Genomic DNA, 24,260 nt, shown 5'->3' with positions numbered 1-24,260 from the left:
TCAGAACAGCATGTAGCGCTGAGCCATCGGCACCACGTCAACGGGGTTGGGCGCGATCAGGTCGCCGTTGACCTTGATGGCAAACGTCTCCGGATCGACGTCGATGGACGGCAGCGCCGTGTTGTTCGGCATGTCCGCCTTGGTGAGGTGTCTCGTCGGACGAACACCGGTAAGGGTGCGGGTGAGACCGAGACGATCGGCCAGACCGTCCTCGATGGCCATCGGAGAGACGAACGTCGTGGACAGGTGCGGGGCCGATCCCGGAGTCGCCGCGATGGCCGGGCGAACGAACACCGGCTGCGGGGTCGGGATAGCAGCATTCGGATCACCAAGCGGCGCAGCAACTATCGCCCCGCCCTTGATCACGGCAGAAGGACGGACTCCGAAGAACGCGGGATCCCACAGCACCAGGTCCGCCATCTTCCCGGCCTCGACCGAGCCGATCTCGTGATCGATACCGTGCGCCACCGCGGGGCAGATCGTGTACTTGGCGACGTAACGCCGCGCACGCTCGTTGTCGGCCGGCATGCTGGTGCCCAGCTTGCCGTACTGGGCCTTCATGACGTGAGCCACCTGCCATGTCCGCAGGGTCACCTCACCGATACGGCCCATCGCTTGGGCGTCGGACGAGGTGATCGAGATGGCTCCGATGTCGTGCAGAAAGTCTTCTGCTGCAATCGTTGTCGGCCGGATCCGGGACTCGGCAAAGGCAAGATCCTCCGGAACCCGGGGATTGAGCGCATGACACACGATGAGCATGTCGAGGTGCTCGGCAACCGTGTTGACGGTATGCGGCAACGTCGGATTGGTCGATGCCGGAAGAACGTTCGGCTCACCTGCCGTCACGATGATGTCCGGTGCGTGCCCGCCGCCGGCGCCTTCCGCATGGAACACGTGGATCCCGCGTCCGGCGATCGCATCCAAAGTGTGCTGTACGTAACCGGTTTCGTTGAGGCTGTCGGCGTGCAGCGCTACCTGGAGGCCGAACTCGTCGGCTGCTCGCAGAGCGGCGTCGATCGCGGCCGGAGTGGAACCCCAGTCCTCGTGAACCTTGAATCCGCCTGCGCCCGCGAGAGCTTCCTGGCGCATGGCCTCATGGCTGACGGTGCTGCCCTTGCCGAGAAGAAGGACGTTGAGCGGGATGTGGTCGAGGGCGCGGTGCATCATCGTCAGCGACCAGGCGCCGGGCGTGACGGTGGTTGCCTTGCTTCCTTCGGTGGGGCCCGTTCCGCCGCCCGCCACGGTCGTCGTACCAGTGGCGAGTGCTTCCATCATCTCGACTTCACTGAGGAAGTGCACGTGAGTGTCGATCGCACCCGCGGTGAGGATCTTTCCCTCACCGGCGATCACGTCTGTGCTCGGCCCGATGAGCAACTTGGGGTGCACGCCATCCATGATGTCGGGGTTACCGGACTTGCCGATCGCAACGATGCGTCCGTCGCGAATTCCGACGTCTGCCCGGACGATTCCCCAGTGATCGAGAATCACCGTGTTGGTGATGACGACGTCGAGAGCACCCTGGTCGCGAGTGGTCAGGCCCTGGCCCATCGACTCGCGGATGCTCTTACCGCCGCCGAAGACCATCTCGTCGCCGGTCGCGGTGTAGTCGTGCTCGATCTCGATCCACAGATCTGTGTCGGCCAAACGGATCTGGTCGCCTGCGGTCGGGCCGTACAGGGAGGCGTAGCCGCGTCGATCGATCCTGCTCATTCGGCTGTCCTCTCAACTGTCGTCGCGGCGTCGTCCGGTGAATCCGCCTCGACTGGAACATCACTCACACGCACGTTCACCGAGGACGCTCGCAAAGGTTCTTCGACCTCGACGCCGGGCGTGCCGAAGGGCATGACGGTCTTGGGCTCGCGCGCATGTGTCGGTAGGTCTTCGTCCGGCACGATCTGCAGGCCCGGAACCCTTTTGAGTCCGCCGAGCGCGATCAGTGTCACCGTTCTGCTGACCCCGGGTTCGAACCGAACCGACGTTCCCGAGGGGATGTCGAGCCGGAAGCCGTCTGCCGCTTCGCGATCGAAGGTCAACGCCGGGTTGGCCGCGGGAAGGTGGAGATGTGAACCGATCTGAATGGGGCGATCGCCGTCGTTGACGACGACCATCGTGATCTTCTCCGCGTCCGTGCCGAACTCGAGCGGTTCTGTGGACACACGTACTTCGCCGGGAATCATCGAATGGGCTCCGTCACGGTGACCAGTTTGCGACCGTCCGGGAAAGTGGCCTCCACCTGGACGTTTGCAATCATCTCGGGTACCCCTTCCATCACGTCGTCGCGGGTGAGCACTTGCCGACCGGCGTTCATCAGTTCCGCAACCGTCATTCCGTCACGCGCGCGCTCGAGAATCCAGCACGAGATCAGTGCCATCGCTTCGGGGTAGTTCAGCAGTACCCCGCGCTCGCGGCGGTCACGGGCGACCATGCCCGCGACGCTCAGGAGCAGCTTTTCGGTATCTGAAGGGGTGAGGTGCACTGACAAGCCCTTCCGGTTGTGAAACGACATCGATCGACAGCGTGCTGTCGGGCCGAGATTAGCATTGTCCGAAGCGTCGTCAGTATCCACGAGATTCACATCGTCGGCTACTTCAGCGCCCACTCGGCGCACTTGCGCTGCTCATCGAATTATTCGGGCGCCCAACGACGCTCAGCTCTGCGCACCGGAGTGGGAACTATCACCACAACCAAAAAGTTTCACCCCCGTCTCCTGTTGGAAACGGGGGTGAAACATGATCGTGCAGGGTTGATCCCGGGACCTATCCGAAGCGGCCGGAGATGTAGTCCTCGGTGGCCTTCTGCGTCGGGTTCGAGAAGATCTTCTCGGTGTCGTCGATCTCGACGAGCTGACCGGGCTTGCCGGTTGCCTCGAGGTTGAAGAATGCCGTCTGGTCACTCACACGCGCAGCCTGCTGCATGTTGTGCGTGACGATGACGATCGTGAAGTCCTTCTTCAGCTCGGTGATCAGGTCTTCGATCGCGAGAGTCGAGATCGGGTCGAGCGCGGAGCACGGCTCGTCCATGAGCAGGACGTCGGGCGAGACCGCGATGGCACGCGCGATGCACAGACGCTGCTGCTGACCGCCTGAGAGGCCGCCACCGGGCTTGTCGAGGCGATCCTTGACCTCGTTCCACAGGTTGGCACCGCGCAGCGAACGCTCGGCCACCTCGTCGAGCTTCTTCTTGCTGCGCTCGCCCTGCAACTTCAAGCCCGCGACGACGTTGTCCTTGATGGACATGGTCGGGAAGGGGTTGGGTCGCTGGAACACCATGCCGATGGTCTTGCGAACACCGACCGGATCGACGTTCGAGCCGTAGATGTCCTCGCCGTCGAGCAGCACCGAACCCTCGACGCGCGCACCGGGAATCACTTCGTGCATGCGGTTGAGTGAACGGAGAACGGTGGACTTGCCGCAACCGGACGGGCCGATGAAGGCGGTGACGCTCCGGGGCGGGACGGACAGGCCCACATCGGCGACGGCGTGGAACTTGCCGTAGTAGATGTTGACGTCCTTGAGATCCAGACGCTTGGCCATTACCGGCTCCCTACTGAGTTGTTGACGCTGTTGAGTACGAACATGTTCCGAGGCCGCATCACTTACTTCTGACCTGTGAGAAGTGACCGATCAGCTTCGCGACGATGTTGAGGATCGCGATCAGCAGGATCAGGGTCAGTGCTGCGCCCCAGATGCGGTTGGTGCCGGCGTCGGTGGGGTTGTTCATCTCGGCGACCATGACGGAAGGCAGTGTGCCCATTTCGCCGTTGAACAGGTCGAAGTTGATGAACGGTGCGTAGCCGACGAGGATCAGCAGCGGTGCGGTCTCACCGAGCACGCGGGCCAGGGCCAGCATGACGCCGGTGATGATGCCGGGAAGTGCCGTCGGCAGAACGATTTTCGAGATGGTCTTCCACTTCGGCACACCGAGCGCGTACGACGCCTCTCGCAGATCCATCGGGACGATGCGCAGCATTTCCTCGGTGGAGCGGATGACGACCGGGACCATCAGAAGGACCAGAGCCAGTGACACCGCAAACGCGGACTTGGGGAAGCCGAAGGTCGCGATCCACAGGGCGTAGATGAACAGCGCGGCCACGATCGACGGAACACCGCTGAGGATGTCGACCATGAACGTGGTCAGCTTGCCCAGCTTCGACTTCCGGTCGGCGTACTCCACCAGGTAGATCGCGACGAAGATACCGAGCGGGATGGAGAAGACCGCGCACACGATGCCTTGCAGCAGGGTGCCGATCAAGGCGTGATAGATACCGCCGCCGTCGGCCGACGCCGTCAATCCGCTCAGCGAGTTGGTGAACCAGGTAGGCGACGTCAGAGCGGGCAGGCCCTTGGCGATGACCGTGAAGAGCACCCAGACCAACGGGATGAGCGCGATGACGACTGCCAGGCTCACCAGGATGGTCGCGATGACGTCCTTGGCACGACGACGAGCGCCGACGCCTTGGAAAGTGGGGGCCTTGACCGGCCGGTCCAGAGTGGAGGTCATGGGTCAGTCCTTCTTTCCGGCGATCACTGCGCGGGCAGCCGCGTTGACGACGAAGGTCAGTACGAACAGCACCAGTCCGGCCGCGATGTACGCGCCTGCCTGGATGTCGTTGTTGAACTCCGCGTAGCCGAGGGCGATCTTGGAGGCGATGGTCGAGCCGCCGTCGAACAGCGACCAGCCGAAGGCCTGAGAGGTGGTGCGCAGGATCAGGTAGAGCGCCATCGTCTCACCGAGTGCGCGTCCGAGACCGAGCATCGAGCCGCTGATGTAGCCGGACTTACCGAACGGGATGACCGTGGTGCGCACAACTTCCCAGCGCGTGGCGCCGAGGGCGAGTGCGGCTTCGATCTGTGATCGCGGGGTCTGGATGAACACCTCGCGGGTCACTGCGGTGATGACCGGAAGGATCATCACGGCGAGGACGATGCCTGCGGTGAAGATGGTGCCGCCACCGGTGATCGATCCGCTGCCGTCGGCGAAGAGCGGGAACCAGCCGAGAGTGTCGTTGAGCCACACCGCGACCGGGGTGATCGCCGGAGCGAAGACGAGAAGTCCCCACAGGCCGTAGACGATGGACGGCACAGCTGCCAGAAGGTCGATCGTGTACGACAGTGGCCGCGTGAGCCACTTGGGTGAGTACGAAGTCAGGAAGATCGCGATGCCCAGTGCGATCGGCATCGCGAGCACCAGTGCGAACAGCGAGACCAACACCGTGACCTGGAAAAGGTCGAGGACACCGAACGCCATCGCGTTGATGTTCTGCGTGACCCATTCACGGCTGGTCAGGAAGTTGACCTGGTTCCGGCTCAAAGCAGGAACAGCACGCCAGATCAGGAACGCGCCGATCGCCGCGATGACAACCGTGATGAAGATTGCCGAACCGGAGGCGAGCGAGCTGAAGATGCGGTCACCCGGACGGGTCACCGTCTTGCTGTTGCCGCTACCCGGACCGTCACCCTTCGGAGGATGCTCGGTTTCTGGAGCCTTGGTGGAAGTAATCGTGTCCTCCGTGGTGCCGTTCGGACCGCCCACCCCGGCCCCGCTGGTTGCGGGGCCGGGAGAACGAGATGTCGAGGTGATGGGCGCGTCACTCATGCGCGCTCACTTCCTTCACGTCTGAATGTAGATCCATGAGCTTGTCCGCACGAGTCTCTAGGTCAGCTGATTGCCGTGATGGACGCGTTGAGGCGATCCTGGACGTTGGACGGCAGCGGGACGTAACCCTGCTCGGCCAGGTTGGCCTGACCCTCGTTGGCCGCGCTCGTCAGGAACGACTTCACTGCTGCGGAGGTGTCCGCGTCGTAGCCCTTGGAGCAGACGATCGAGTACGTGGCGAGAACCAGCGGGTAGGCGCCGGCTTCGTTGGTCTTGAAGATCGACGCGAGGTCGAGCGTCAGGTCGCCGGTTGCGTCGGACTTGAACTTCGCGCCTGCGATCGACTTCGCGGCCGTGTCGTTGGTCAGTGCGACTGCCTCGGAGCCAGTGTTGATTTCGGCAACCGAGAGCTTGTTCTGATCGGCGAACGACTTCTCGACGTAGGTGATCGAACCCGGTGCCGTGGCAACTGCCTGTGCAACGCCCGCCGAACCCTTGGCGCCCTCACCGACGCCACCGGTGAAGTCGGACCCTGCGCCCGACGTCCAAGCACCGTTCGATGCCGCGTCGAGGTACTTCTGGAAGTTGTCGGTGGTACCCGAGGAATCGGAGCGGATCACGGTGGTGATCTTCTCGTCGGGAAGCGATGCACCGGAGTTGAGCGCGGCGATTGCCGGATCGTTCCACTTGGTGATGCCGCCGTTGAAGATCTTCGCGAGAACCTCTGCGTTGAGAACGAGCTTGTCGACGCCGTCGAGGTTGTATGCAACTGCGATCGGGCCGAAGACGAGGGGAAGGTTCCAGGCTTCGCCGCCGACGCAACGCTCCTTGGCCTTGTCGGCCTGCTCGTCCTTGATGGCCGAGTCGGAGCCGGCGAAGTCGATCTGGCCGGCGATGAACTGTGTACGACCGTCGCCCGAACCGCTGGGGTTGTACGCGACGTTGACCGTCTTGCCCTTTTCCTGGCACACGGAGATGTAAGTGGCGACGAACTGGTCCATGGCGTTCTTCTGTGCCGAGGAACCAGCGGCAGAGAGGTTGCTCTTGCCTTCGCACGTTGCGTTCGATGCGGACCCGTCCACACCCGTCGACGACGAGTTGTTGTCGCTGCCACATGCGGCCAAGGTCATGGCGCCCACGGCCACTACACCGAGCAGGGCACCACTGCGCTTGAGATTCACCAAGATCCTCCGGAAATCGCTACCGCCACGCCCACGATCGGGCGGCGACATGAGACGCAGAATGATTGAAATCTGCATCAGGCAACACGGCGCTGCCCACAGAGAAAAGTAGGCGGGCGCGGTGTCCGGCTGGACCACACATGGTTAACGGAGAATGAACAGACTGGACATTTCTGCGTGTCCGACTGTGACGTCAGAGCGCGCGGGCGTAAGCCATGTCCACGTGGAAGCGATCGAAGCCGAGTCGTTCGTACGTGTGGAGGGCGGCCGTGTTGTCGCCTTCGACGTACAGAAGGACGGTTCCGAGGCCGCGATCACGCAGGTAATGCATGCCCGCGAGAGTCAGCACTCGGCCGAGACCTCGTCCCTGCGCCGCGGGATCGATCCCCACGACGTACACCTCCCCCAGCTCCGGATCGCCACCTTCGGGTGCGTGCACCTTGGTCCAGTGAAAGCCGAGAAGAGTATCGGGATCGGTGTCCGCGAACGCCATGAACAGACCAGCAGGGTCGAACCAACCTTCGGCCGTTCTCTCGTCGATCTCCGCCTGGGTCCAGCCACCCTGCTCGGGATGCCAGAAAAAGGCCGCATTGTTGACGCGAAGGATCTCGGAATCGTCTTCGGGCCCACGATACGTCCGAATCGTCACACCTTCGGGCACAACGATTTCCGGAAGCTGCGGAGCATCGAGTGGTCGACGCAGCTGCAGGAGTTCACGAACGCTGACCAGATCGAGGCTCTTGGCGAATTCGACTGCGGCGTCGACGTTTCCGTGCGCCCAGACACGCGTGCCCGGCCGGCCCTCGTCGAATACCGCTGCGGCAAGCCTGGTTCCGATGCCGCGGCGCCGCGCCTGCGGGTCGACCACCAACTCGGCCATGTCGGGATGCTCGTCCGAACCGGCTTGCAGCTGCGCATAACCGACGACCGCATCGCCGTCGAGTTCGAGGAAGTGTCGCGCGGCGCCGCGCCCGGCAACGGCATGGCGCCCCTGTTCCGACACGGGCGCCTTGCCGTCGAACTCGGTTGCGCGATCGAGAAGCGCGGAAACCTGCTCGGCGAATCCAGCCGGCAGTGAATCTGTCCAACCCACGTCAGACCACCGATCCGTCGGCCGCGTCGTAGTCGACGTCCTCGTCGTCCTCGAACTGAACGGGAGCAGCTGCGCCACCCTTGGCCCTGGTCGGACGCACTGCCTTATATCCGACATTTCGGACTGTACCGATCAAGGACTCGTATTCGGTGCCGAGTTTCGCCCGCAGACGACGCACGTGGACGTCGACCGTCCTGGTGCCGCCGAAGAAGTCGTAGCCCCACACTTCCTGCAGCAGCTGCGCCCGGGTGAATACCCGTCCGGCGTGCTGCGCGAGGTACTTGAGCAGCTCGAATTCCTTGTAAGTCAAATCAAGGGGCCGTCCACGCAGTCGTGCCGTGTACGTCCCCTCGTCGATAACCAGTTCGCCCAGCGTGATCTTTCCCGACGCTTCCGGACTGGCCACACCGCCGCTGCGGGCGACCAACAACCGCAATCGGGCGTCCACCTCAGCCGGACCGGTACCGGGAAGCAGGATGTCGTCCAACCCCCAGTCGGCGTTGACGGCAACGAGTCCGCCTTCGGTGAGGACGGCGACCACAGGTACTGCGGATCCTGTGCTTCCGAGCAATCGACACAACCCGCGTGCGGCAGCCAGATCGGTGCGCGCATCCACCAATGCCACGTCCGCGGAACTTGCCTCGAGTAGCGAGGAAACCTCTGTGGGGGCAGGCCGAACCGAGTGCGCCAGCAACGCCAACGCCGGTAGTACAGCTTCCGGGTTGGGGTCGGAGGTGAGGAGGAGCAGTTCCACACGGCCTCCTATCTAGTAGCCCGCGCAACCCGTGAGGGCAACGCTCGAGTAGTTCGACGCTTTTGGTCGGTCCCTACATTAGCGTGCCTGGTACCGGGGCCGTCGCATCGAACCCCGACCGGAGTCCGTCACAATGGTGCGGTGCGCAAACTGATCATCGGCATCGTCTTTCTCCTCGGCCTCGGACTGGTGGCCGATTTCGGCGCGGCCGCGTACGCCGAGTACCGGGTTTCCCGCGAGCTCCGAACCGGCGCATCACTCGAGTCGGATCCGGAGGTCACCTTCAACGGGTTCCCCTTCCTCACCCAGGCACTCGGCGGGAAATACAAGGACGTCTACGTCAGAGCTACCGGCGTCCAGAGCGACGTGGTGGGCGAAGTGACCGTCGAGGCCGATCTGCGCGGGGTCACCGTTCCCTTCTCCGACATCGTGAACGGCAATGTCACCCAACTCCCCGTCGACAAACTCGACGGCCGGATGGGAATCAACGCCACCGACCTCGGAAAGCTGCTCAATATCCCTGACCTGCAGGTATCTTCGCCGCCTGCCAACAAGTCGGATGGCACCGGGGGCAGCGGCGGAACCGGAGCGAGCACCGCGGGCGCCGTCGTGCTGACGGGAACGGTTGCCGTCGGCCCGGTCGAGACTGCAGTGAGCGTGCAGGCCAACCTGGTTCTGGAAGGTGGGCAGGTCAAGATCGTCGCCAGCAATCTGTACTTCGGTCCGGAGGGCAAAGCCGATTTCTCGATCCCCGCAGCACTCGAACCCGTCGTCCTCGGACTGTTCAGCTACACGATCGATCCGCAGGCACTCCCCTACGGAATTCAGCCGAGCCTGGTCTACGCGGAAGGCGGAAGAATCGTGATCGAAGGCAGCGCCGAAAACACGACGATCGATCTCGCAGAGCTGCAGAACCGATGACCGGGATCACAATTCTACTGGTCGCGCTGGTCGCCGTCGTCGCGGTCGGGCTCTTTCTCAAGTCGCGCAACGGAAAGGTCCGAGTCACCACGCCGGCCGCGACCGGCGCTGCGGACAGTCGCCTCGAACTGCTCCGCGCCGCTGGAGTCTCTTCGCCGAACGGCGGACCCGTCGTACTGCATTTCTCTGCCGACTGGTGCGGACCGTGCGCGGCAGTACGCCGCGTCGTCGGTCAGGTCGTGATCTCGATGGCCGACGCTCCCCGTCCGCCGGTGGAGATCGAGCTCGACATCGACAAGGAACCGGCTCTGGCACGCGAGATGAGTGTCCTCTCGCTGCCCACCACCTTCATCCTCGACGGTGGCCTGGAGGAACAGTTCCGGGTGTCCGGAGTGCCATCCGCAGCGGATCTGAAAGCTGCACTCGTACCACTATCCGGACCCCACGAGCCAAAATCCGAGAATTCGGGGTAAACTCGCCGACGTGCAAACCCGCCACGAGCTGATGCTCACCCGACGCCGCGCAGTAGACCTGTGCCGCCTCGGGGGCTGTTGCTGTACCTGTTGCTGATCACCACATCCGTCAGATCTCTCTGACCTTCGAGCTTTCGCTCACGTGATCAATCCACCGAGTGGGACTTTGACGTCCCGTTTTCTCGGTCCAGGCACAGCATCATGCAATCCAGCGCAGGAGCACTCCCGATGTCCACAACCACACCCCAGCTCGAGCAGGTCGACGTCCGCGGACCTCGATTCGCCGCGTGGGTCACCACCGGCGTTCTCGTACTCACGCTCGTCCTCTCGACCTTCTCACTGCCCGCCGCCACCGTCGTTCTCGCACTGCAGGCCATAGTCTTCGCGGTCGGAGCGGTACTCGGCCCCAAGCGCAGCCCGTACGGCCAGATCTTCGGCAAGCTCGTCGCCCCGCGACTCTCGCCGGTCAGCGAACGCGAACCCGTGGCGCCGCTGCGCTTCGCGCAGTTCGTCGGCTTCGTCTTCGCACTCGCCGGCACGGTCGGTTTCCTGGCCGGGTCGACGATCGTCGGCACCGTTGCCACCGGCTTCGCCTTGTTCGCGGCCCTGCTCAACGCCGCGTTCGGCATCTGCCTCGGCTGCCAGATCTATCCACTCGTCGCAAGGCTGCGAAATACCGGCCGCGCTACCACCGCGTGAAAACGCTTGCCCCACAACCCTGCTGAACCCCTGCTAGATAACGACCGATGCAAGACCACATCGAAAGGAACACCATGGCTCGCTCCGACGTCCTAGTCTCCGCTGACTGGGCTGAGCAGAACCTCAACACCCCCAAGACCGTTTTTGTCGAGGTGGACGAGGACACCAGCGCATACGACGGCGGCCACATCGAGGGTGCAGTCAAGCTCGACTGGCGCAAGGACCTCCAGGACGGCGTCCGACGCGACTTCCTGAACCAGGAGCAGTTCTCGGATCTGCTCTCCGCCAAAGGCATTGCGAACGACGACACCGTCGTTCTCTACGGTGGCAACAACAACTGGTTCGCCGCTTACGCGTACTGGTACTTCAAGCTGTACGGCCACCAGGACATCAAGCTGATCGACGGCGGCCGCAAGAAGTGGGAACTCGACGGACGCCCGCTCTCCAAGGACGCAGTCAACCGCGAAGCCACGCAGTACAAGGCCGAGACCCCCGACTTCTCGATCCGCGCATTCCGCGACGAGGTCATCGACGCCATCGGCAGCAAGAACCTCGTCGACGTTCGTAGCCCTGACGAGTTCTCCGGCAAGATCCTCGCTCCCGCCCACCTTCCGCAGGAGCAGGCGCAGCAGCGTGGCCACGTCCCCGGAGCCATCAACATCCCGTGGAGCACCACCGCCAACGAGGACGGCACCTTCAAGTCGGACGACGACCTCGCCAAGCTGTACGCGGAAAAGGGCTTCGACGACACCAAGGAAACGATCGCCTACTGCCGCATCGGCGAGCGTTCGAGCCACACCTGGTTCGTCCTGCAGGAGATCCTCGGCAAGAACAACGTCAAGAACTACGACGGCAGCTGGGTCGAATACGGCTCACTCGTCGGCGCACCGATCGAATTGGGAGCCTGATCATGTGTGGAGCACCTACCCAGGGCCAGACCCTGCCTGCCGGCGTCGACGTCGAGAAGGAAACGGTCATCACCGGCCGCGTTCTCGCAGCTGACGGCCAGCCCATCGGCGGCGCATTCGTGCGTCTGCTCGACGGCTCCGGAGAGTTCACGGCCGAGGTCGTGGCATCGGGAACCGGCGATTTCCGCTTCTTCGCCGCTCCGGGCGAGTGGACCGTGCGTGCACTGTCCAGCTCGGGCAACGGCACCTCCACCGTCGCTCCCGAGGGCTCGGGCGTGCACAACGTGGACGTGACCGTCAGCAAGTAATTCATGCTTTGTCAGGCGGCCCCGCACCCCTCCGGTGCGGGGCCTTCTGCATTCCGGCTCCCGATTTTTCCGGTCGGTCGCCGCGGTCTAAGATGTACCCGTGGTCATTTTCTTCGAGGTACTCCTCGCACTCGCATCCGTCATGATCGCTTGGTTCTCCGTGTACGTCGTGTACCGCTTGGTCACCGACGAGTCGTGAGTCAGGCTCCGGATTCAGGGTCCGACGCGACCGCTGACGATTCCGCCGCTGCAGGTGCCGTGAGGCGCGGCAGCGGGGACGAAGCTGTCGCCATCGCCGTCGAGCGCTCCAAGTCGACGGCGTCGCTCAACATTCCGACCCTGCCGGACCTTCCGTTGCCGGAGGACACCGCAAACCTGCGCCTCGGCCCGGACATCAATCCCGAACTCCTCGCGCTTCTCCCCCTCGTCGGTGTTTGGCGCGGCGAAGGTGAAGGACACGACGAGAACGGCGACTACGCCTTCGGTCAGCAGATCGTCATCTCGCACGACGGCGGCCCGTACCTCAATTGGGAGTCCCGGTCCTGGCGCCTCGACGCCGAGGGCAAGTACGTGAGCCCCGATCTGCGCGAGAGCGGTTACTGGCGCATGGGCGGCGACGGCATCCCGGGCAGCGTCAACCAGGAAGTGGTCGAACTCCTGCTCAGCCACAGCTCCGGTGTCGTCGAAATGTACTACGGGCGCGCACTCACCCAAGCGTCGTGGGAACTTGCCACCGACGTGGTGATCCGCAGCCAGTCCGGTGCACTGTACGGCGGCGCGAAGCGTCTGTACGGCATCGTCGAAGGCGGCGACCTCGCGTACGTCGAAGAGCGGATCATGTCTGACGGTGGCCTGGAACCGCGTCTCTCGGCCCGCCTGACGCGCTACATCGGCTAGTTCTGCTGTGCGCCTTTATTAACCCCCGGCGGTTAATAAAGGCGCACAGCAGATTTATCCACAGGCACCGACAAATTCCACAGGCGGGCTTCGGAGCGGCATCTTCGACCGATTCTTGTCGGTCCGCGATCTCACGGTATTCGCATGAGCTGCGACTACATCGATCCTGATCTCCGAAGACTCTTCGACTTCCAGCACGGACTCGCGACCAACAAACAACTACGCCCTTTCGGCTATTCACCGCGGCGCATCCAACATCTGGTCGAATCGGGTCAATGGACAACCGTCCTCCACGGCGTTCAATCCAGCACCAACGGCCCGCTCAACCGAGCAATGATTCTCGAGGCCGCCCTTCTGTTCGGCGGCGGAGAGACCTACCTGAGTCACCGGACGGCAGCTGAAGAGTGGGGACTCACGCACATCGAGTCCGAACTGCCGATCCACATCACGGTCCGATACGGCAGATCCTCCCGCTGTCAGAGTCCGACGGTCAGACCCGAACGCTCCCCGGCGCGCCCCGTTCCGTTGGGGTGGTCCACTGCCCATCCCGGAGTGATCGTTCATCGTTCACGCGCTCATGCCCACATCGGCGTTGCCACTCAGCCTGCTCGTACTTCGCTGGCCGACACCGCAATTGACCTGGCGGTTGCAGAGCCGTCGGCTCGCGACGCCGCTCGTTCTCTGGTTCGCTCGGCCACGGCGTGCAAAGTGTCACGGATGGAATTGCGCACCCGAATGGAATGCCGACGGCCGAGGCGATATGTCAAAGCGCTGTCCTCGACATTGGACCTGTTGGATCGCGGTGTCCAGTCGGTACTCGAGCATCGCTACGCAATCGAGGTCGAGCGAGCACACGGTTTGCCGGAAGCACGACGGCAATCGCCGGTCCTCGTCGATGGGAGAACTCTCTACGAGGACGTCGACTACCGCAATTGCGGTGTCGCACTGATCGTTCGACTCGACGGATTTGCCTTCCACTCTTCTCGGGCGACTGCGCTGCGGGATCGTCGGCGAGGAAACGCATCCGAACTGTCAGGCAACGCCACACTGGTCTTCGGTTGGGAGGAGGTGGAGGGGGCCTCGTGCCGAACTGCAGCCGAGGTCAGAGCGATCCTCGAGCGCGGTGGATGGTGGGGGCCTAATCCTTGTCCACGCTGTGCGCCTTTATTAACCGCCGGGGGTTGATAAAGGCGCACGGCACGAAGCGACCCCCGAGCCACACCCACGCTTTCGCGCGGATCCCGGTCGGACTGATCGGGGGCTCGGGGGTCGGGTGGCTGCCTGGGATTCGCCGGCCGCTCACGCGGTAAGTGAATTCCATCAGCGATTGCGGCTAGCTGGCAGCCACCTCACGCGTCCGTCTGTACTTCAATTTCAGACCACCTCCTTCCTTGTGTACAGGAGAAAGTACGCCCACTTCACGATAACGGCAACGTATTTTCCACAGAAACTTTTCCGACGCATATCACCTGGTCAGCTGCTGCGCCGTCCGGAAGTTGGTGGGTGACGACAACAACGGTTCGCGAAGAATCGACCAGCGTTGCGTCGCGACTGAGCAACTCGCGGAGCAACTGATCGCCGGCCTCCGCGTCCATGTGCTCGGTCGGCTCGTCGAGCAGCAGCACCTCCGCGGGCGAGACGATCGCGCGCGCCAACAGCAACCGACGACGCTCACCGCCCGAAACCGCTCGCATGCCGCCGACCAGGTAGGTGTCGAGCCCGTCCGGCAGTTCCGACAGCCAGTCGCCGAGACCAACTGCGGCAAGTGCTTTCTCCGCGTCCTCGGCGGTGAGGTCACCGCGTGCGACGCGCAGGTTCTCGAGTACCGACGTCTCGAAGAGGTGTGCGTCCTCGGCGAAGTACCCCACGTGCCTGCGCAGTTCGGCCGGATCGACTTCCGAAACATCCACTCCGCCAACGCGCACTGTTCCCGCGATAGGCGGCAGCAGTCCCGCCATCGTCATCAGCGCGGTGGTCTTTCCGGATCCGCTCTCGCCGACGACGGCAACACGAGCACCGCGAGGAAGATCCACCGACAGCGGTTCGGTCACCTTTCCCCCGGGCCAACCCGCCCGCAACGCGTGCACACTCAGGACCCCGTCCTCCGGCCACGCACGATTTCCTTCAACGTGTTCGGCGTCGGCTCGATCGAGTACCGCCATGATGCGTGCCGACGCCAGCCGCGCCTTGGTCAACGCAACTGCCGCGCTGGGCAGTATCGCGGTTCCCTCGAAAGCCGACAGCGGAAGCAGTACAAGGATTCCCATGGACATCGGTGACATGTCGGTGGTTCCGTACAGCGTAATTCCGATCAACAGGGCACCGAGGACGCTCACGCCGATTGCCAGGGGCGTCGCCGCGGCGGCAAAGGCACTCGGTACCGCCGCGCGATCGGTTGCATCGACCACCTCGTTCTCGGCGGACACAGCCTCGCTCACCGCCTGATCCAAGCGACCCGATACCCGGAGCTCGGCGGAATGGTCGAGGGCGGTCACCGCGGACTCACTGAATCGCGCTGCGGCAGCAGAACTGTCGGCCTCGGCGAGACGAGCAGCACGAGCCGAAAGCCAGGGTGCCGCGATCCCGGACACCGCCAGCGCAACAGCCAGGATGAGCGCGGCCGGAACCGAGATGAACAACAGGATTCCCACCGCAGCAAACGCGAGGACAATCGAGACCGCAATCGGGATCAGTGCTTTGACGACGACGTCGCCCAGTGCATCCACGTCGGCGCCCGTACGTGAGAGCAGGTCACCGCGTCGTAGTCCGGCTGCTGCCGCGGGATCTCCTGCGGCCAACTGCTGGTAGATCCTCGATCGCGCCGCGGTGGTTCCGCGCAACGCGACGTCGTGCGTCGTCAATCGTTCGAGATAGCGGAAGACACCACGTGAGATTCCCAATGCGCGTACGGCAACTACCGCAACACTGAGATCGAGAACGGGAGGCATCTCCCAAGCCCGCGTGATCAACCATGCGGACAGCGCCGCCAAGGCGAGTGCGCTACCGAGTGTTGCCACACCCGCCGCCACCGCCGTCAGTACGCGTCGTGGCCGAAGTTCCAGTAGCCGCAGAGCACGCAGAAGCGGATCGTGAGCGTCACTTCTCATGAGCGCGCACCTCGACGATCCGGTCAGCTGCGGCAAGCACACTCGGACGGTGGCCGATCACGACAACGGTGTCGCCACGCTCCGCCCGTGCTCTCAGAGAAGCCAACACTGTCCCTTCCGAATCCGAGTCGAGGTGAGCGGTGGGTTCGTCCAGGACAAGAACTGCGCGGTCCGAGGCAAGCACGCGTGTCAGTGCCAGCCGTTGCCGCTGCCCCAAAGACAGACCTGTACCGCCGACGCCGATCACGGTCTCGACGCCCGCAGGCAGCTCGGCCAGTACCGCGTCGAATCCCGTCGCAGCAGCGGCGCGAGCCAATGCTTGCGCATCGACGACCCCGGTGAGATCGAGATTTTCACGAACGGTGCCGGGCAGGAGGACCGGATGTTGCGGTAGCCAGGCCAACTGACTCCACCACGCGTGCTCGTCCAGGTCTCGGACATCGACGCCGGCGACCGTCACGCGCCCACTGCTCGGTTCGATCAACCCGAGCAGCGCGTGCACTGCCGTCGACTTGCCGCAGCCGTTGGGACCGGTGAGCACGGTGATCGCCCCTGGCGATGCCACGGCGGAAAGTCGAGACGGTGCGACTCCCCCACGAGAGGTCACGCCGAGTCCGTCGAAGACGATGTCGGCACCGCGAGCGACCACCGTCGTGCTACCACCCTCCGGTGCGGCAGAATCCGCCTCGATAACCTCGAATGCCTTGTTGGCTGCCGCCATTCCGTCCTCGGCGGCGTGGAACTGGGTTCCCACCATCCGAAGTGGCAGGTACACCTCGGGGGCGAGGATCAACGCGACTATCCCCGGCTCGAGTGACATGTCGCCGTACACCAGTCGCAAGCCGATACTCACGGCCACCAACGCGACGCAGAGCGTTGCGAGCAGTTCAAGCACCATCGAGGACAGGAACGCAACGCGGAGGGCGGACATCGTCGTTCGCCGATGAGCGTCACCGAGTTCACGGACGCGCTCGGCAGGACCCTGCTGACGACCGAGCGCCCGCAGCGTCGGCAAACCGGCAAGGAGATCGAGCAGTTGCGAAGACAACGTGGTCATCGCTGCCAGCGTCTTCTCCGACTTACCCTTTGTCAGCAGGCCGATCAGAATCATGAAGATGGGGATCAGCGGCAGCGTCACGAAGATGATGACCGCAGACGTCATGTCCTGCACCGCAATGACTATCAGGGTGATGGGTGTCAGCGTCACCGACAAGACCAGGGCCGGAAGGTATCCCGTCAGGTACGGACCAAGGCCGTCGACACCTCGGGTGACCACGGTCGCGATCTCGTCACGCCGCGGATCCAGATCGCGAGGACTCATCGCCGTCGCCGACGTCAGCACGCCGTTCTTGATCTCGGCAACGACGCGAGTCGACGCCCGGTGCGCATACCTGGTCTGCAGCCAAGTCCCCAGAACTCGGACCGCCACAGCTGCGGCGAGAACAACCAATTCGGTTGTCCACGAGGAAACATCCACAGTTCGAGTGGTGATCACTCCGGCCAGCACCCGGCCGATCATGAGCGCCGCGACGATGACCATCACGACGTTCACCATCGACAGAGCAACAGTCAGGATCAGATAGCCGCGCGCAGAAGCGGAATGTCGCCACAGCCGCGGGTCGATCGGTCCCCGGCGACGCTCCCGAGTGGTGGGAGCGTCGCCTACTTCGATAGTCACGTGAATTCGACCGTCAGTTCTTTCGTGATTCGAATCTTGTGTGATTGCGGTTTTGCCACTACCACGTCTTCTCCTTGAATCGCAGGCCGATCGACGCCGGAATCTGCTTGGAGGAGATGCGCTGTCGGAACACCCAGTACGTCCAACCCTGGTAGATGATCACCACCGGCGTCATGAATGCCGCGGCCCACGTCATCACCTTGAGCGTGTACGGACTCGACGACGCGTTCTCGATGGTCAGGCTGTACGCCGGATCAAGCGTCGACGGCATGACGTTCGGGAACAGCGAGGCGAACAGCAGCACGACAGTGGCGATGACGGCCACACAAGTGAGAACGAAAGCCCAGCCTTCGCGCTCGGCCCGCGTCAGGAAGACGACGCCGATCAGTGCGGCAGCAGCGGCGGCTACCAGAATCCACGTCCATCCCTTGCCGTAGGCGAGTTGCGTCCAGAGGACGAATCCGCCGGCGACCGGAATAGCCGGAATTGCCAGTCGTGCGGCAATTTTCACTGCGTCTTCACGAACCTCGTCGGCACTCTTGAGTGCCAGGAACACTGCGCCGTGGAGAGCGAACACCAGCGCGGTGGTCAGACCGCCGAGCAGCGCGTACGGATTGAGCAGATCGAAGAATCCCGACTCGACCTGCTTGTCGGCGTTGATCGCCACGCCCCGAACGATGTTCGCGAAAGCCACGCCCCAGAGAACTGCCGGGACCCAGGAGCCGAAGATGATGCCCCAGTCGCAACGCTGACGCCATTTGTCGTCGTCGATCTTGCTTCGCCATTCGATGGCACAGATACGAACGATCAAGGCCACCAGGATGATCAGCAACGGTAGATAGAACCCGGAGAACAACGTCGCGTACCACTCCGGGAATGCCGCGAACATCGCGCCTCCGGCCGTGATCAGCCACACCTCGTTGCCGTCCCACACCGGGCCGATCGTGTTGAGTGCCACCCGCCGACGCGTATCGGCCGGGAGGTCACTGCCTCTGCCGACGATCGGCATGAGCATTCCGACACCGAAGTCGAACCCTTCGAGGACGAAGTAACCGATGAACAGTACTGCGACGAGCACGAACCATACTTCTTGAAGTCCCATGATCGCCTCCTAGTACGCGAACGACAGTTGTTTGGGCTTGTCCGGATCTTCCGGCTCGTCATGATCTGTATCGCCCGGCGGATGCATGTCGTGCTCCAACGGGCCTTCCTTCGCGTACCGCACGATCAGCTTGAACCAGACGACTCCCAGCGCTCCGTACAGCAGGGTGAAGGTGATCAGCGAAGCCCAGACGGTAGCCGACGCGTGGTCCGAAACACCTTGGTCGACAGTAAGTCTGATCATGTCGACGCCGGTCGGGTTGGGATGCACCACCCAGGGCTGACGGCCCATCTCGGTGAAGATCCAACCGGCGCTGTTCGCCATGAACGGAGTGGGGATCGCGACCAGGCTGAGTATTCCGAACCACTTCTGGTCCGGGACCCGCCCCTTACGAGTGACCCACAGTCCCGCGAGAGCCAGTGCTGCCGAACCGGCGGCGAGGCCGATCATGGCGCGGAAAGACCAGTACGTGACAAAGAGATTCGGTCGGTAGTTACCCGGTCCGAAGTCCTGCTCCGCCTGCTCCTGCAGTTGGTTCACGCCTTGCAGTTCGACGCCGGTGAACTTGCCCTCGGCCAACCATGGAAGAACGAACGGCACCTTCAGAACGTGCGTCACGCTGTCACAGTTGTTGTGAGTGCCGATAGTGAGGATCGAGAAGTCCGGATCCATCTCGGTGTCGCACAGCGATTCCGCCGACGCCATCTTCATGGGTTGCTGCTGGAACATGAGCTTGCCTTGGACGTCACCGGTATAGATGATGCCGATTCCGGCCACGATCATGACGAGCAACGCGAATCGTGTTGCCGGGCGGTACATCGTCCGTGCGTCGGCTTCGAGGCGCTCGGCTTCGGCGGCCTCAGCCTGCTTGGCGCGGCGCATGTTCCGCACCATCCACCAACCACTGATGCCGGCGACGAACGTCGCCGCTGTCAGGAAGGCGCCGGCAACCGCGTGCGGGAAGGCAGCGAGAGCGGTGTTGTTGGTCAGCAGCTCCCAGATACTGGTGAGCTCGGCACGACCCGTTTCAGGGTTGTACGTCGCACCGACCGGATGCTGCATGAACGAGTTGGCCGCGATGATGAAGAATGCCGACGCGTTGACGCCGATCGCCACGAGCCAAATGCACGCCAGGTGTACAAGTTTGGGCAGCCTGCCCCAACCGAAGATCCAGAGTCCAATGAAGACGGACTCCATGAAGAAGGCGACGAGGCCTTCCAATGCGAGCGGAGCTCCGAAGACGTCACCGACGAATCGCGAGTACTCGCTCCAGTTCATGCCGAACTGGAACTCCTGCACGATGCCGGTGGCTACACCGAGTGCGAAGTTGATGAGGAAAAGCTTGCCGAAGAACTTGGTGAGCCGATACCAGTGGTCCTTTTTGGTGACCACCCACATCGTCTGCATGATCGCGATCATCGGCGCAAGTCCGATGGTCAGCGGAACAAGGATGAAGTGGTAGACGGTAGTGATACCGAACTGCCACCTGGAGACGTCCAAAGTATCCATTGGCTACTCCGAGAGTAGGGCCCTGGGACAGGCTTCGGGGTTCGAGACGCGGGCAGTCGCTCGGCCCCTGCGGACACGGTACTGCTGTCCGGTTTGGACCGCAGGACTTTGCTACTACCAAATGTAGTAGAGACCTGTCGCGATTCCTATTCGCCTATCGCCCTGCTGAATCCGAATCAATTGCACGTTCAACCAATTCCGCGAATTCCCCGGAGACCTTCGGCTCTGGCAATGTGAGCCCGTCGAGTGTATGGACGCGTGCGGCCAGCGTGACGCTCGAAACCATCCACACTCCGTCGGCCGCAATCAAATCCGCAGGTCGGAGGGTTTCGTATCGGCAATCGAAGCGAGCACTGCCGGCAACGTCGAACAGGGCGCGCTGCGTAGTGCCCATCAAAATGCCCTGTGCGGGAGGCGGTGTGATCAAAGTCCTGTCCCGAACGACCACCACCGTCGAGCGTGGTCCCTCCAACACATTGCCCTCGGAACTGACGAAGATCACATCGTCAGCACCCAAATTCGCCGCATATCGAAGCGCTGCCATGTTGGTTGCGTACGACAACGTCTTCGCGCCCAGTAGCTGCCAGGGTGCCCGGGCAGAGAGATCGACAGAGAAACCTCGCTCGAGAGTCATCACCGACAACCCCGATTCGCGGACCTGTCTGACCCGATCGGCCACCGGACCGACCATCACGAAGGCTGTCGGCTTGTCACCGCTCTCACGGCCGCGGGTCAGAACAAGACGAAGAGCGCCTTCCTTCTCGGTCCCCCACTCCTCGGCAGCCATCTCGATCGCCAGACGCCAATCATCGAGAACGGGAGCGGGCAGACCGAGTGCCCGCGCGCTCAGAACCAGTCGACTCAGGTGTCCCTCGACCACCCGGGCGCGGCCGTCGCGTACCAACAGCGTCTCGAAGACTCCGTCGCCGCGCACCACCGCCAGGTCGTCGGCGTGCAGAAACGGTGCGTCAGCATCGAGCACCTCATGGTCGAGAGTCACCAATACGCGATCAGGCATGCCATCAACCCTAACGATCCGCCAAGCCGCCGGGGCCGCCCTGTAACCGCGATCCCGCCCACACTCCTAGACTGGTCTCGTGGTCGACAACGCTCTTGTGCCCAACAGCCCACTTCTGACTTCCCCCGGCGCGGTCACCGCACCGGACGGTTCGGCCGACATCGGTGTCGCGTGGCACTACGGCGATCCTCTCGGCGAACAGCGAACCGCGCAGCGCGCAGCAGTGGTGGTCGACCGCAGTCACAGATTCGTGATCGCCATTCCCGGCGACGAACGCCTCACGTGGCTGCACACGATTTCGAGCCAGCACATCGCCGCGCTCCCCGACGGCAAGAGTGCCGAGAACTTGAGCCTGGACGTCAACGGACGCGTCGAGCACCACTTCGTGCAGACGGACCTGGCAGGTGTCACCTGGATCGACACCGAGGCGAACCGCGGACCCGACCTTCTCTCCTTCTTGAAGAAGATGGTGTTCTGGTCCAAGGCCGAACCTCGAGACGGCAACGAACTCGCGGTCCTGAGCCTGATCGGACCCGAAGCGTCAACTGTCCTCGCCGCACTCGAGGTTCAGACACCCACCGAGGCCTACGACGCTCACGCCTTGGCCGACGGCGGATTTGTCCGCCGCATGCCGTGGCCTACCGAGAACTCTTTCGATCTTCTCGTCCCACGTGAGCAACTGGCAGCGTGGTGGACCAGGCTGACCGATGCCGGCGCCAAGCCCGCCGGCAGTTGGGCCTTCGAGGCACTGCGCGTCGAAGCGACGAGGCCTCGCCTCGGACTGGACACCGACGAACGGACCATCCCGCACGAGGTCCACTGGATCGGTGGGCCGGCCGAGCACGGCGCCGTCCACCTCGACAAGGGGTGCTACCGCGGTCAGGAAACCGTCGCCCGAGTTCACAATCTCGGCAAGCCCCCGCGCCATCTCGTCATGTTGCACCTCGACGGCAGCGCCGAAGCCGTCCCGGAACCGGGTGACCCGATCACGGCGGGCGGACGGGCCGTCGGACGCGTCGGGACCGTCGTCAATCATCACGAGCTCGGCCCCATCGCACTCGCTCTGATCAAGCGCAACATCCCGGTCGACACCGAACTGATGGCCGGCCCCAGCGCTGCGTCCATCGATCCGGATTCGATCGTGGCGGACGACGCACCCCAGGCCGGACGTGAGGCTGTCAACCGATTGCGCGGAAAGTGACGGGCACGGTCGACGCGGTCTGCGTCGTCCACACCGAACGTGACAGTGGCGTCAGGCGAGTCCCCCGTACCGCGATCGACAAGCGTCCCGTCGACGGCCGCGTCGCGGTCGGCCGACTCGGTCTGGGTGGCGACTACGTCTGCGACACCGAGTTCCACGGCGGCGCCTTCCAAGCTGTCTACGCGTATCAGCGCGACGAAGCGCAGCGCTGGTCGGACGAATTGGGCCGACCTCTCGGCCCCGGATGGTTCGGCGAGAATCTTCACATCAGCGGGATGCTCGTCACGGACGCCGTGATCGGCGAGCGTTGGCACATCACCGGAGCCGAGGCGTCGGACGTTCTCGAACTCGAGGTGACTGCTCCCCGCGTCCCGTGCGGCACCTTCGGCATCTGGGCCGCGGAAAAGGGCTGGGTCAAAAGATTCACCGAGCGGACCGACGTCGGCGCCTACCTTCGCGTCAACCGGACCGGCACGATCGCCGCGGGCGATTCGGTCACCCGAGTCCACGTACCGGATCACGGAGTGACTGTTCGAGAGGTCTTCGCCGGAACGGATCCTGAGCGGCTTCGACGGCTCCTCGCAGAACACACCGACCTTGCACCGAACGTCACCGCGCGCGTCCAGAGGTTCATCGAACAAGCAGAAGCGCAGGTGCACTCGTGAGTATCGAATTGGTGGAAGTGGTCCGCTCCGGATTCCGCGAATGCGTGCATCGCGGATCGGCCGTCATTCTCGGCGCCGACGGCGAGGTCGTTGTCGGACTCGGGGAAATTCACACACCCATCTACCCGCGCTCGGCGAACAAGCCGCTGCAAGCCGTCGCTGCGCTTCGTAACGGCTTTGCACCCACCAGCCCGGAAGAGCTGGCCGTCGCGTCGTCCTCACATGCGGGCGAGGCCGATCACATCGAACTGGTCGCAGCGCTTCTCGCTCGCTACCAACTCGGTGTTGACCAGTTGCAGTGCCCCTCCGATCTGCCGGGCAACGAACTGGCCCGAGCCGAACTGATCGCAGCGGGCGAGCTTCCCAGCCCGATCTACATGACCTGCTCGGGCAAGCACTCCGCGATGCTCGCCACGTGCGTCGTGAACGACTGGCCGCTCGAGACGTACATGGAGCCGACTCATCCCCTCCAACTCGCGATCCAGGAGACGATCTTCGATCTCAGCGGCGAGGAAGAGCAGGAACTCGGCATCGACGGTTGTGGTCTCCCGATCGTGCCGCTCTCGCTCACGAACCTGGCTCGGGCATTCGGACGCCTGCCCTCGGCTGAGCCCGACTCACCCGAACGAGCTGTGGCCGACGCGGTCCGCGAGAACCCCTTCCTCGTCTCGGGCACCGGCCGCAACGATCAGCGCCTGATGTCCGCCGTGCCGGGTCTGTTCTCCAAGACCGGATACGACGGCATCTACGCCGGAGCGCTTCCCGACGGTTCCGCTTTCGCCCTCAAGATCGACGACGGTCACGAGCGGGCGCTCCTGCCCTTGGCGGCAGCTCTGCTCAAGCGGATGAACACCGAGTGGACCGAGGAGTTGGCGGCTCTCGCATCCGCTCCGGTCTTCGGCGGCGACGCCCGAGTGGGGACGATTCGCGCAATTCCCGGAAACTTCTGAGCAGTTCTCACAAAGTTCTGACGAGTTCTTTCAGCATCCTGGCAGCTCGCGGCCATAGTGAGAGCAATCAGACACGGCGGTGAGGCCTTCGTGGAAGCGGAAGCGACTTTTCCACGCTAGAGTGTGTGTCAGGAAACTTACACACTCAAACGGGGCCGCCAAATTCCCCAGGCCGCCCCGCGAAAGCGCGAGGGGGTCAGC

At 63.4% G+C, this 24,260-nt stretch carries 25 protein-coding genes; 11 read left to right on the top strand and 14 right to left on the bottom strand.

What is annotated here, in order from left to right; genetic code table 11:
* From G4D79_RS11460 to G4D79_RS11420, 9 genes are all read right to left on the bottom strand, one after another.
* Window positions 1–1,710, bottom strand: a complete 1,710-nt coding sequence (locus G4D79_RS11460; RefSeq protein WP_007733854.1) for an urease subunit alpha — start codon at window positions 1,708–1,710, stop codon at window positions 1–3.
* A complete protein-coding gene (ureB, locus tag G4D79_RS35225; protein ID WP_007733849.1) occupies window positions 1,707–2,177 on the bottom strand; it encodes an urease subunit beta in 471 nt (156 codons plus the stop codon). The genes G4D79_RS11460 and ureB overlap by 4 nt, the downstream gene beginning before the upstream one ends.
* Window positions 2,174–2,476: an urease subunit gamma gene (gene ureA / locus G4D79_RS11450; RefSeq protein ID WP_003939800.1), complete on the bottom strand. Its 303-nt coding sequence runs from the start codon at window positions 2,474–2,476 to the stop codon at window positions 2,174–2,176. The genes ureB and ureA overlap by 4 nt, the downstream gene beginning before the upstream one ends.
* A gap of 280 nt (window positions 2,477–2,756) precedes the next feature.
* Window positions 2,757–3,533, bottom strand: coding sequence for a phosphate ABC transporter ATP-binding protein PstB (gene pstB, locus G4D79_RS11445; RefSeq protein ID WP_003939968.1), 777 nt, complete (start codon window positions 3,531–3,533; stop codon window positions 2,757–2,759).
* Window positions 3,534–3,591: 58 nt separating this feature from the next.
* Complete coding sequence (gene pstA, locus G4D79_RS11440) at window positions 3,592–4,500, bottom strand: phosphate ABC transporter permease PstA (protein ID WP_003940100.1); 909 nt, start codon at window positions 4,498–4,500, stop codon at window positions 3,592–3,594.
* A 3-nt stretch (window positions 4,501–4,503) separates the two neighbouring features.
* The gene (pstC, locus tag G4D79_RS11435) at window positions 4,504–5,595 is read right to left on the bottom strand and encodes a phosphate ABC transporter permease subunit PstC (protein WP_007733846.1); all 1,092 of its coding nucleotides are present in this window, start codon (window positions 5,593–5,595) and stop codon (window positions 4,504–4,506) included.
* Window positions 5,596–5,657: 62 nt separating this feature from the next.
* Window positions 5,658–6,776, bottom strand: coding sequence for a phosphate ABC transporter substrate-binding protein PstS (pstS, locus tag G4D79_RS11430; protein WP_099697845.1), 1,119 nt, complete (start codon window positions 6,774–6,776; stop codon window positions 5,658–5,660).
* Between the two features lie 193 nt (window positions 6,777–6,969).
* Window positions 6,970–7,869 carry a mycothiol synthase gene (gene mshD / locus G4D79_RS11425; protein WP_099697817.1) on the bottom strand — a complete coding sequence of 300 codons (900 nt, stop codon included), beginning with the start codon at window positions 7,867–7,869 and terminating at the stop codon, window positions 6,970–6,972.
* A 1-nt stretch (window position 7,870) separates the two neighbouring features.
* Window positions 7,871–8,623, bottom strand: a complete 753-nt coding sequence (locus G4D79_RS11420; protein WP_003939728.1) for a response regulator transcription factor — start codon at window positions 8,621–8,623, stop codon at window positions 7,871–7,873.
* Between the two features lie 141 nt (window positions 8,624–8,764).
* On the opposite strand from G4D79_RS11420, the gene G4D79_RS11415 reads away from it, so the two are divergent.
* The 8 genes from G4D79_RS11415 (at window position 8,765) to G4D79_RS11385 (ending at window position 14,014) form a co-directional block, all read left to right on the top strand.
* A complete protein-coding gene (locus tag G4D79_RS11415; protein WP_003939847.1) occupies window positions 8,765–9,544 on the top strand; it encodes an LmeA family phospholipid-binding protein in 780 nt (259 codons plus the stop codon).
* Window positions 9,541–10,017, top strand: coding sequence for a co-chaperone YbbN (locus G4D79_RS11410; RefSeq protein ID WP_003939684.1), 477 nt, complete (start codon window positions 9,541–9,543; stop codon window positions 10,015–10,017). The genes G4D79_RS11415 and G4D79_RS11410 overlap by 4 nt, the downstream gene beginning before the upstream one ends.
* Before the next feature lie 10 nt (window positions 10,018–10,027).
* Window positions 10,028–10,114, top strand: a complete 87-nt coding sequence (locus G4D79_RS35400; RefSeq protein WP_350318872.1) for a putative leader peptide — start codon at window positions 10,028–10,030, stop codon at window positions 10,112–10,114.
* 131 nt (window positions 10,115–10,245) lie between these two features.
* Window positions 10,246–10,716 carry a DUF4395 domain-containing protein gene (locus G4D79_RS11405; RefSeq protein ID WP_051649593.1) on the top strand — a complete coding sequence of 157 codons (471 nt, stop codon included), beginning with the start codon at window positions 10,246–10,248 and terminating at the stop codon, window positions 10,714–10,716.
* Window positions 10,717–10,790: 74 nt separating this feature from the next.
* Window positions 10,791–11,624 (top strand): sulfurtransferase, encoded by an 834-nt coding sequence (locus tag G4D79_RS11400; RefSeq protein WP_003939859.1) that lies wholly within the window; start codon window positions 10,791–10,793, stop codon window positions 11,622–11,624.
* Window positions 11,625–11,626: 2 nt separating this feature from the next.
* Complete coding sequence (locus G4D79_RS11395) at window positions 11,627–11,932, top strand: DUF1416 domain-containing protein (RefSeq protein WP_003939797.1); 306 nt, start codon at window positions 11,627–11,629, stop codon at window positions 11,930–11,932.
* A 258-nt stretch (window positions 11,933–12,190) separates the two neighbouring features.
* Window positions 12,191–12,829, top strand: coding sequence for an FABP family protein (locus tag G4D79_RS11390; RefSeq protein ID WP_039973378.1), 639 nt, complete (start codon window positions 12,191–12,193; stop codon window positions 12,827–12,829).
* Window positions 12,830–12,973: 144 nt separating this feature from the next.
* Window positions 12,974–14,014: a type IV toxin-antitoxin system AbiEi family antitoxin domain-containing protein gene (locus G4D79_RS11385; protein ID WP_099697818.1), complete on the top strand. Its 1,041-nt coding sequence runs from the start codon at window positions 12,974–12,976 to the stop codon at window positions 14,012–14,014.
* Between the two features lie 233 nt (window positions 14,015–14,247).
* On the opposite strand, the gene cydC is transcribed toward G4D79_RS11385, so the two are convergent.
* The 5 genes from cydC to G4D79_RS11360 form a co-directional block, all read right to left on the bottom strand.
* Window positions 14,248–15,936 (bottom strand): thiol reductant ABC exporter subunit CydC, encoded by a 1,689-nt coding sequence (gene cydC, locus G4D79_RS11380; protein ID WP_099697819.1) that lies wholly within the window; start codon window positions 15,934–15,936, stop codon window positions 14,248–14,250.
* The gene (gene cydD, locus G4D79_RS11375; RefSeq protein WP_058037750.1) at window positions 15,926–17,614 is read right to left on the bottom strand and encodes a thiol reductant ABC exporter subunit CydD; all 1,689 of its coding nucleotides are present in this window, start codon (window positions 17,612–17,614) and stop codon (window positions 15,926–15,928) included. Before cydD ends, cydC begins: the two co-directional genes overlap by 11 nt.
* A 58-nt stretch (window positions 17,615–17,672) precedes the next feature.
* Window positions 17,673–18,716 carry a cytochrome d ubiquinol oxidase subunit II gene (gene cydB / locus G4D79_RS11370; protein ID WP_003939727.1) on the bottom strand — a complete coding sequence of 348 codons (1,044 nt, stop codon included), beginning with the start codon at window positions 18,714–18,716 and terminating at the stop codon, window positions 17,673–17,675.
* A 9-nt stretch (window positions 18,717–18,725) separates the two neighbouring features.
* Window positions 18,726–20,225, bottom strand: coding sequence for a cytochrome ubiquinol oxidase subunit I (locus G4D79_RS11365; protein WP_007733830.1), 1,500 nt, complete (start codon window positions 20,223–20,225; stop codon window positions 18,726–18,728).
* A 154-nt stretch (window positions 20,226–20,379) separates the two neighbouring features.
* A complete protein-coding gene (locus G4D79_RS11360) occupies window positions 20,380–21,243 on the bottom strand; it encodes an aminodeoxychorismate lyase (RefSeq protein WP_099697820.1) in 864 nt (287 codons plus the stop codon).
* Between the two features lie 79 nt (window positions 21,244–21,322).
* On the opposite strand from G4D79_RS11360, the gene G4D79_RS11355 reads away from it, so the two are divergent.
* The 3 genes from G4D79_RS11355 to G4D79_RS11345 are packed head-to-tail and all read left to right on the top strand — an operon-like array spanning window position 21,323 to window position 24,059.
* A complete protein-coding gene (locus G4D79_RS11355; RefSeq protein ID WP_007733828.1) occupies window positions 21,323–22,444 on the top strand; it encodes a folate-binding protein YgfZ in 1,122 nt (373 codons plus the stop codon).
* Entirely contained in the window at window positions 22,441–23,109 is a 669-nt protein-coding gene (locus G4D79_RS11350) for an MOSC domain-containing protein (RefSeq protein ID WP_030535239.1), read from the top strand. The genes G4D79_RS11355 and G4D79_RS11350 overlap by 4 nt, the downstream gene beginning before the upstream one ends.
* Complete coding sequence (locus G4D79_RS11345; protein ID WP_003940365.1) at window positions 23,106–24,059, top strand: asparaginase; 954 nt, start codon at window positions 23,106–23,108, stop codon at window positions 24,057–24,059. Before G4D79_RS11350 ends, G4D79_RS11345 begins: the two co-directional genes overlap by 4 nt.
* Window positions 24,060–24,260: the final 201 nt, after the last annotated feature.

Source organism: Rhodococcus sp. WY5, from assembly GCF_018588185.1.
GTDB classification, from domain to species: domain Bacteria; phylum Actinomycetota; class Actinomycetes; order Mycobacteriales; family Mycobacteriaceae; genus Rhodococcus_F; species Rhodococcus_F qingshengii.
This window is presented reverse-complemented; position numbering and strand designations above follow the sequence as displayed.